4 protein-coding genes are annotated in these 2,661 nt (G+C 66.7%); 3 read left to right on the forward strand and 1 reads right to left on the reverse strand.

Translation table 11 applies throughout. The features are described 5' to 3' along the window. The 3 genes from AC1DYI_RS32095 to AC1DYI_RS32105 all read left to right on the forward strand — a co-directional run. The coding region (locus tag AC1DYI_RS32095) for a c-type cytochrome (protein ID WP_477208162.1) at window positions 1–587 on the forward strand (587 nt) is incomplete at its 5' end. Window positions 588–598: 11 nt separating this feature from the next. Next, window positions 599–1,363, forward strand: a complete 765-nt coding sequence (locus tag AC1DYI_RS32100; RefSeq protein ID WP_477208163.1) for a formylglycine-generating enzyme family protein — start codon at window positions 599–601, stop codon at window positions 1,361–1,363. 11 nt (window positions 1,364–1,374) lie between these two features. Beyond that, the gene (locus tag AC1DYI_RS32105; protein ID WP_477208164.1) at window positions 1,375–1,956 is read left to right on the forward strand and encodes an SCO family protein; all 582 of its coding nucleotides are present in this window, start codon (window positions 1,375–1,377) and stop codon (window positions 1,954–1,956) included. Window positions 1,957–2,019: 63 nt separating this feature from the next. On the opposite strand, the gene AC1DYI_RS32110 is transcribed toward AC1DYI_RS32105, so the two are convergent. Further along, on the reverse strand, window positions 2,020–2,661 hold a 642-nt coding region (locus AC1DYI_RS32110; protein ID WP_477208165.1), incomplete at its 5' end, for an N-acetyltransferase family protein.

A 2,661-nucleotide genomic window follows, 5' to 3' on the forward strand; every position in this document is an offset into this window, starting at 1 on the left:
CAATGATGGACTTCCAGGTCGAGGTGCCGGGCAGCTACGTCCTGGTGGACCACTCCATCTTTCGCGCCTTCAACAAAGGCGCGCTGGCGATCCTCAAGGTCGAAGGGCCGGAGAACCTGGCCATCTACAGCGGCAAGGAGGTCGACGAGGTCTACATCGGAGACCGCGCGCTGCCCAGCGTAGCCGCCGTGACCGTTGCCGCCGAAGCCGCGAAGGCTGGCGCACTGACTGTCGAAGAACAGATCAAGGCCGGTCAGGCGCGCTTCGCCGGGACCTGTTCCACCTGCCACCAGGCCAACGGTGCCGGCTTGCCCGGGGTGTTCCCGCCGCTGGCCAAGTCCGACTGGCTGGCAGCCAACCCGAAGGCGGCCGTTGACGTGGTGCTGCAAGGCTTGAACGGCCCGGTCAAGGTCAATGGCCAGGACTACAACTCGGTGATGCCGCCGATGAATCAGCTCACCGACGACGAGATCGCCAACATCCTGACCTACGTGTTGAGCAGTTGGGGCAACCCGGGCGGCAGGGTGACGAAAGCCGAGGTCGCCGAGCGGCGCAAGGCCGTGGCCGCGGTCGCCGCAGCCCATTGAGCCAACGCGCGATGCGCTGCTTCGTCACGCTGCTGTCGTTGACGCTCGGCACCGCCGGCGCACAGGCCGCTGACGACGTCTACGTGAACCTGCCGGGCGGTGAAGTCGCCTCGGCGCTGAAGTACGAGGACAGCGGCAGCCGCCTGCGCGTCACGCCGTTCGCGCTGATGAGCTTGCCGGTCACGAACGCCGATTTCCTGGCCTTCRTGCGAAGGCACCCGCAATGGCGTCGCGATGCGGTGGCTGGCGTCTTCGCAGAGTCGCGCTACCTGCAACTGTGGGCTGGGCCGCTGCAACTGGGGCCGCAGGCCTTGGCACAGCAGCCGGTGGTCTGGGTCAGCTGGTTTGCTGCCAGCGCGTACTGCCAGGCGCAAGGCGCGCACTTGCCGACCTGGTCGCAATGGGAGTACGCCGCTGCAGCGGATGAACTGCGCACCGACGCGCGCAGTGACCCCGCCTGGCGCGAGCGCATCCTCGCGTGGTATGCGCAGCCGTCGACCCACGCCCTGGCCTCTGTCGGCTTGCAGCCACCCAACGTCTACGGCGTGTACGACCTGCACGGCCTGGTCTGGGAATGGACCGAAGACTTCTCGGCCCTGCTGGTGTCAGCCGACAACCGCGACCAGGGCGACCCTGATCGGCTGAAGTTCTGTGGCGCCGGCGCCTTGTCGATCAACGACCGCGACAACTACGCGGTGCTGATGCGGGTGGCGATGCTGTCGTCGCTGGAGGGTGCCGACGCTACGGCCAATCTCGGCTTTCGCTGCGCGCGCTGAAAGGATTCGCCATGCACCGTTCGATGGCTCTGCCCCTGATTCTGGCCACCGCGTTTGGCGCACTGGCCGCCCCCGCGCCGTTGCCGCGAGACTCGATCTACCAGCTCGACGCATCGCTCACCGACCAGTCCGGGCGCCGCCTGACGTTGGCCTCGAAACGAGGCACCCCTCAATTGGCAGTCATGTTCTACACGTCGTGCAAGTTCATCTGCCCGACGATCATCGACACGGTGTTGGACATCGATCGCAAGCTCACGCCTGCCGAACGGCTGCGACTCGGCGTGCTGCTGATCAGCCTCGACCCGCAGCATGATGACCCTCGCACGCTGAAGGCCGTTGCCGACAAGCGCGACCTGGACCTCACCCGTTGGACCTTGGTGCAGCCGCAGCCGGCAGACGTGCGCGCCATCGCGAGCCTGCTAGGGGTTCGCTACCGGGTGCTGGCCGACGGCGAGTTCAACCACACCGGTGTCTTGGTGCTGCTTGACGCAGAGGGCCGGATCGTTTCGCGCAGCACGACGACGAGTGGGACGGCGGATCCACAGTTCCTGGACCGTGTGCGAACGGCGCTGGTCGAGTCTGGATCGAAGTAATCCGAAATGGCGTGGTGGCCATGCGAGAAGCGGCGCCGTGGACTTCCACCCGCATCCGTCAGCTCAACAGGGTGAGGCGGATTCGTTCGCCTGAGGGCTCAGCGTCTTGGTCAGGCGAACCTCGTCGTGCTCCCTGCCCTCTTCGTCGACCCGGGTGAAGCCCAGGCTGGTCGCCAAGCCCAGCATCGCGCGGTTTTCTCGCAGCACCCAGCCCACCAGGCGCGGCGTGCCCGCTGCTTGCGCGTGCCGGATCAGGTGGTCCATCAACAGGCGCCCAAGCCCCTTGGTCTTCAGGTCGCTGCGCACGCTGATGGCGAATTCGGCTTCGGTGTTGTCCGGGTCGCGCACGGTGCGTGCCACACCGAGCGTTTCCGGCTGCCCCTGGTCATCAGTCGCGACCGCGATGAAGGCCATCTCGCGGTCATAGTCGATCTGTGTCAGGCGGGCCAGCTCGCTGCGCGGCAGTTCGCGCCGGGTCTGGAAGATGCGCATACGGATGTCTTCCGGGTCCAGCCGCTGGATGAAGCGCAGGTGCTGCGCTTCGTCTTCCGGGCGGATGGGCCGCAACACGATGTCGCGGCCGGCCCATTGCAGCGTCTGCTCCCATTCGGTGGGGTAAGGCCGGATCGCGAACCGCTCGGCGCCGGCCACTGGCTCTTTCGCCAGGCGGATGCGTGCATCCAGCGCCAGCACGCCCTTCTCGTC

Source organism: Ideonella sp. P3_A4 (assembly GCF_056403075.1).